The sequence below is a fragment of the uncultured Gemella sp. genome (genome assembly GCF_963519265.1).
In the GTDB taxonomy this organism is placed as follows: domain Bacteria; phylum Bacillota; class Bacilli; order Staphylococcales; family Gemellaceae; genus Gemella.
In genome coordinates, this window is sequence record NZ_CAUQNQ010000076.1 from 1 (window position 1) to 5,582 (window position 5,582).

The following is a 5,582-nucleotide window of genomic DNA, read 5'->3' on the forward strand; positions in this document are numbered from 1 at the left end:
CTCACACTCTCTGTAAAAGTTCCTATAAAGTACTTATTTGAATATCGGTAATTTTTAACTTGACTATATATTATCATTAGCAAATAAAATTGTCAACACTTTTTTTGAATTTTTTTGAAAAGTTTTTTTGAAAATTCATGAATATTTACTTTTTCATTTACAGGAATGACTATCTCTTCTTACAATTCTTTGTTTATTATATTTTTTAACCACTGATCTATTATTTCTACAGTTTTATCTCTATATTTCGGAGCCTCATACATATGGTCAGATCCTTCTATAATACTTAATGTCGAATTTTTATATTTTTTTGCTGTTGCTTTTGCTATATTTGGATGTACCATTTTATCCTCACTACCTGTTATAACAAGGACAGGTTCACTTACTTTCTCAAAATCGATATATGCTCCTTTTTGTTTGTCTAAAAATGGTAATGCCATTTGAAAGTAAGTAAAACCTGACTCAGGAACTAATTTAGAAAATTCTCTTTCTTTGTCCGCTTTGTCTTGATTATTCATACAATAATCATAGAATGCATGTTTATACGGTGGCATAGATTTTTTCCAAAATCCCCAACGTAGAAAATGTTTATAGAAACAAATTACCATACTTGGATAGAAAGCGAAAATCCCTGCTGCTGGTGCAGTTCCCATTAAAATAAGCCCCTTAATCTTTGTCCTCATAGCAACTTTCTGAGCAAGAAGTCCTCCTAATGAATGTCCTAGTACTATTGGAGTTTCATCTAAAGTTTCTATTAACTCTACAATATCATCCGTAAACTCATCCAAACTAACTTCTGCTACCTTTTTTTCAACTTCTTCATAAGGTAAACCATGATATCTTAAAGTTGGAGTATATACATTTAAACCTAATTTTTCTAATTCATCCACAAATTCTCCCCAGACAGTTCCATCACACCATGTTCCATGTATCAATACTATATTCGTCATAAAAATTCCTCCATTCTTTATTGTTAGCATTCTTTTTTTCACACTAATTATATACTTATTATCTTCATTAATCAAATAATTATATAGAGCTGGGTATGATTCAAAAATTCTACATTCTAATAAAATATATACACCGTGACTTATTTATAGCTGAATTTACTTTATAAAAATATCTAATAACCTTTGCTGGAGCAACTCGACAAAATCTTGTTTCTTAAGAGATTGCGATTTTTGAGTCCCTCAACTCTTCCTAATTAGTTAAACAAAAAAGAGTAGACTCAAAAACTGGTAAGGATTTTTGCTCTACTCTTTACATCACCACTTGAAAATTATCAAAAGGTGAATTAAACTTTGGAAGCTAATTTTAGAATTGTTCGCTCATTTCACGAACAGTTTTTTCAACATTATCTGAATATGAGATTGCTGATATAATAGACACACCATCGACATTCGTTTTCATAATATCTTTAATATGTTGTGTCTGAATACCACCGATTGCGACTAATGGCATTTGTGGTAAAAATCTTCTCATTAATTCTAGTCCTTCGTAACCTATAGCGCCACCAGCATCATCTTTTGATTGTGTGACATATACAGGTCCTACACCAACATAATCTACATATTCAACTTTGGATTGTTTAAATTCTTCTTCATTCCCTATAGAAAGACCTATTATTTTATCTGGTATTAATTTTCTTATTTCATCAACACCTAGGTCATCTTGCCCTACATGCACTCCGTCAGCATCTATTTCTAACGCCAACTCTATATCATCATTAACAATAAACGGAACATTGTATTTTTTACAAAGATTTTGTAGTTTTATTGCTAATTCTACTTTTTCTCTACCTTCTAAGGCTCCTTCACCTTTTTCACGAAATTGAAATAAAGTTATTCCACCTTTTAAAGCATCTTCAACTACTGTATATAAGTCCTTACCTAAGCAAGTAGTAGTTCCACATATAAAATATAATTTTAATAGTTCTTTATTAAACATCTTATTTCACCTTTTTAAATGCTTTTATATCTTGATCTGTAATTTCATATAATGCATTAATAAATTCAACTTTAAATGTTCCTGGTAAATGTCCATTAGGACGTTTTTCTGCCATTTCCCCGGCAATATTATATGCTAACATAGCTGTCTCTAGTGATTTTAATTCTTCACCTTTCTCTAATCCAATAAAGCTTGCTAGAACTGCTCCTAATAAACATCCTGTTCCAATAACTTTAGGCATCATTGCACTTCCGTTATGTATAGTTATTACTTCTCCATTAACTGCAATAGCATCAACTTCCCCAGTTACTACTATTGGAATATTAAATTTAGCATTTGCTGCTAAGGCAATTTCATCAATATTATCTACTCCTGCACTGTCTACTCCCTTAGAGGCTACATTTATGCCGACTAAAGATGCAATCTCGCCAGCATTTCCTCTAATAGCTGCCAGTTTGTAATTATTTATTAAATCATCTGATACTTTTTTTCTATATGCTCCCGCTCCACAGGCTACAGGATCTAATACTGCAGGTACATTATATTTTTCAGCTATTTTAAGCGCCTCTTGGTATAATTTCCAAGTTTCATCTGTTAATGTACCGATATTAATCAATAACCCTCCAGCATATTTTAATAAATCTTCCAAGTCTTCTGGATACTCACTCATTGCTGGTGATGCTCCCAACGCTACTAATCCGTTTGCTGTGAAATTTTTAACTACATCATTCGTGATACAAATCACTAATGGTGCTTTTTCTTTTAATAATTTTAAACTTGTCATATTTATAAATCTCCTTTAAATGCTATATGATTTACAGGTCCATTTCCATGACCTAGCTCTGGTGTGTGTTTTATCGCTGCTGTAATGAACTTTTTCCCAATTTCTACAGCTTCAATTATACTTTTACCTTTTGCTAATTCTGCAGTAATAACAGCTGAGAATGTACAGCCTGTTCCATGTGTATGATTAGTCTTAAATCTTTCACTAGTCCATACTTTTTTAGTGCCATCATTTAAAAATAAATAATCTTTTGCTTCTCCAGTTAGATGTCCACCTTTTATAACTACTGATTTACATCCAACTTCATCGATAATGAACTTCCCTGCACGATTAACATCATCTTCTGTTAGTATTTTAAAATTAACAATTTCTTCTGCTTCTGGTACATTTGGTGTAATAATAGTTGCTAGTGGTAATATCTCTTCTTTTAAATGTTTTCTTGCAACATCATCTATCAATTTATCTCCACTTGTCGCGACCATAACTGGATCAACAACATAAGGAACATCTTTAGGTAAATATCTCTTAATTAATTTCATCATGTCAGCATTTGCTATCATTCCAGTTTTTACACTATCAGGTGTTATATCATCAAACACACTTTTTAATTGCGCTTCTAATATATCCAAATCCAAGTTTCTTATCATCTGCACACCTAACGTATTTTGTGCAACAACACTAGTAACTACAGCCATTCCATACACTTCACGTGCCTGGAAGCTTTTCAGGTCAGCCATAATTCCTGCTCCACCAGTTGAATCAGTTCCAGCAATAGTTAATGCAATATTAAGTTTACTCATATCCTATACCTCTAAACCCCAACGTTCTTGCGTATAAGCCATATTAAAGAAACGACGTTCATGTTCACAACTTTCTAAGAAGTTTTTAATAAGTCTTTGTTTACCTTCTTCACTCATAAATTCAGCTTCGCGATTAATAATTTTATAGTACTCAGTAAGTACTTCATCTACTAAGCCATCAGCATAAAATTCAACCCAGAATTTTAATGGATGATCATCTGCTAAATTATGATTAGCTAAAATCTTTCTAGCTACCATTTTATAAATCCATGGACATGGCGCCATTGCACTTAACGCTTCTGCCATACCAAATGCAAATGCATTATAGTACATATGTTTTATATAATGGTCTGCAGATGGATACCACTCTCCGCCTTTAATTATATCTTGATAATCTCTCCCTATGTAATCTGCTAAATTTTTATGTGCAGCAATTTCTTCGTTTAATACAAAATTAATCTGACCTAAGAAAAAGTTTTTTTCAACTTTATCATTACTTTTTGCTAAAAGAATGGCATAAATATCGCTAAAATTCTCTAAATAAAGTGCATCAGCTTTCAGATAGTGCTCTACTGCTTTCTCTGATAAATCGGCATGAATTAATCCTTGAATAAAGCCATCGTTATATATTTTATCGACAATTGGTAATGCCTTTTCTTCCATAATTTCAGTAATAAGTTTCATAGGTATATCCCCCTAAATATATTTAATTTTAGTATAAAATAATATCACTTATGATAAATAAAAAAGTCCCCTTACTAACGTAAGAGAACTCTGAAACATATATTACTCATAGTATATTTTCCAATAATGTTGGATTAATTCTATTTTGAAAATATTCACGTTTCCTACGCTAGCATTATCTAGTTCAGGTCAAAGGGTCTAACTATGTTATCTCAGCCTAAAGGCTCCCCTAGTGATTTTACTCTATTCACTTTTTAAATCGTAGCATAGAAAAAATAAAATGTCAACAATTTAGTTTAAAGGTTTACAAGATTAATATAAATGATATTGTAATAAAACACTTTTATTTTTAATAGTAATATTTTTACATTCTTCAAAATAACCAGCTTAGGGAATATGTCCAATTTGTGAACTAAATTTGAAAGTTTATTGTAAATTTTGCCTATTTTAGGTTGTAACCGATGGTGATTATCACTTTTATCTTTATTTTCTTTTTTTTTTGTAATATAATAGTGATAACGATTTAATATCTAATCAAAATAATAAAATCTAATTTAAATACAAAATAAAGGAGAAATTTCCTAATATGAAAAATACAACATTATTAAAAGTTTTGTCTGCGACTGCTATATTCTCAGCAATTGCAGCTATTGAATCTTATGATCAAGATAACTTCGCTTTTGCAGCAGAAGACACACCTGTTGTAGCGAGTAGCTCAACAGCAACCCCTGGTGCAAATCTAACAACTACTCCAGATGCAACATCTACTGATAATATTTATACAACAACTCCTGTATCAGTGCCATCAGTTTCTGCTGCAGATAATACTACTTTTAAAGATTATAAGAATCTGAAAAATGGGGAATATAGTATAGAAGCGTCCGCTCTTAACTTTAATGCTGAAGGTACTGTCCCATCAATGGCTTCTGCAGGACTAGATAATACAAAAACAAAATTAATTGTTGAAGATGGAAAATATACCGTAAATGTTACATTTAATCCTATAAAAATCGGTCAAAATAAAGGTTACTTAGGTGATTTAAAATACTACGATGGTGATAAAACTCATGAAAACAGAAGAGAGATAACTAATGGTGATTTTAAAGACACAAAAATCATCGACAATTACACAGAAAAAGAAAACGATGAATACTCTGAAACATATCGTAAAAAATATCCTGAGCGCCATGTGTACCCTAAAACTTTTAGTTACTCTGTAGACAAAAACAAAATAGACACCAATAATCAACTTGAGACTTTTACACAAGTATTTGTTCCTGTTATGGATTCTATTTTGAACGGAGCAGGTGTTCAAAATATGATTTTAACTTACAATTTTAATAAATTAAAACCATTGCATATTAATA

The 5,582-nt window shown here is 31.1% G+C and carries 5 protein-coding genes, 1 pseudogene and 1 riboswitch; of the genes and pseudogenes, 1 reads left to right on the plus strand and 5 read right to left on the minus strand.

Translation table 11 applies throughout. From position 1 onward, the window contains the following. Nucleotides 1-179: 179 nt before the first annotated feature. From RWN11_RS06680 to tenA, 5 genes are all read right to left on the minus strand, one after another. Entirely contained in the window at nt 180-950 is a 771-nt protein-coding gene (locus RWN11_RS06680) for an alpha/beta hydrolase (RefSeq protein WP_314160979.1), read from the minus strand. Nucleotides 951-1,314: 364 nt separating this feature from the next. Continuing rightward, a complete protein-coding gene (gene thiE, locus RWN11_RS06685) occupies nt 1,315-1,947 on the minus strand; it encodes a thiamine phosphate synthase (RefSeq protein ID WP_314160980.1) in 633 nt (210 codons plus the stop codon). 1 nt (nt 1,948) lies between these two features. Beyond that, on the minus strand, nt 1,949-2,731 hold the full coding sequence (thiM, locus tag RWN11_RS06690; RefSeq protein ID WP_004392829.1) for a hydroxyethylthiazole kinase: 783 nt from the start codon (nt 2,729-2,731) through the stop codon (nt 1,949-1,951). A gap of 2 nt (nt 2,732-2,733) precedes the next feature. Next, the gene (gene thiD / locus RWN11_RS06695) at nt 2,734-3,531 is read right to left on the minus strand and encodes a bifunctional hydroxymethylpyrimidine kinase/phosphomethylpyrimidine kinase (RefSeq protein ID WP_314160981.1); all 798 of its coding nucleotides are present in this window, start codon (nt 3,529-3,531) and stop codon (nt 2,734-2,736) included. Nucleotides 3,532-3,534: 3 nt separating this feature from the next. Beyond that, nucleotides 3,535-4,215, minus strand: coding sequence for a thiaminase II (gene tenA / locus RWN11_RS06700; protein WP_314160982.1), 681 nt, complete (start codon nt 4,213-4,215; stop codon nt 3,535-3,537). Between the two features lie 143 nt (nt 4,216-4,358). Next, nucleotides 4,359-4,456, minus strand: a riboswitch (TPP riboswitch). Nucleotides 4,457-4,801: 345 nt separating this feature from the next. On the opposite strand from tenA, the pseudogene RWN11_RS06705 reads away from it, so the two are divergent. Next, nucleotides 4,802-5,582: pseudogene (locus RWN11_RS06705) on the plus strand (peptidase); the annotation flags it as partial.

Excerpts from the sequence above, each read along its gene's own strand:
- RWN11_RS06680 (WP_314160979.1), bottom strand. The coding sequence starts at position 950 with ATGACGAATATAGTATTGATACATGGAACATGGTGTGATGGAACTGTC.
- thiE (WP_314160980.1), bottom strand. The coding sequence starts at position 1,947 with ATGTTTAATAAAGAACTATTAAAATTATATTTTATATGTGGAACTACT.
- thiM (WP_004392829.1), bottom strand. The coding sequence starts at position 2,731 with ATGACAAGTTTAAAATTATTAAAAGAAAAAGCACCATTAGTGATTTGT.
- thiD (WP_314160981.1), bottom strand. The coding sequence starts at position 3,531 with ATGAGTAAACTTAATATTGCATTAACTATTGCTGGAACTGATTCAACT.
- tenA (WP_314160982.1), bottom strand. The coding sequence starts at position 4,215 with ATGAAACTTATTACTGAAATTATGGAAGAAAAGGCATTACCAATTGTC.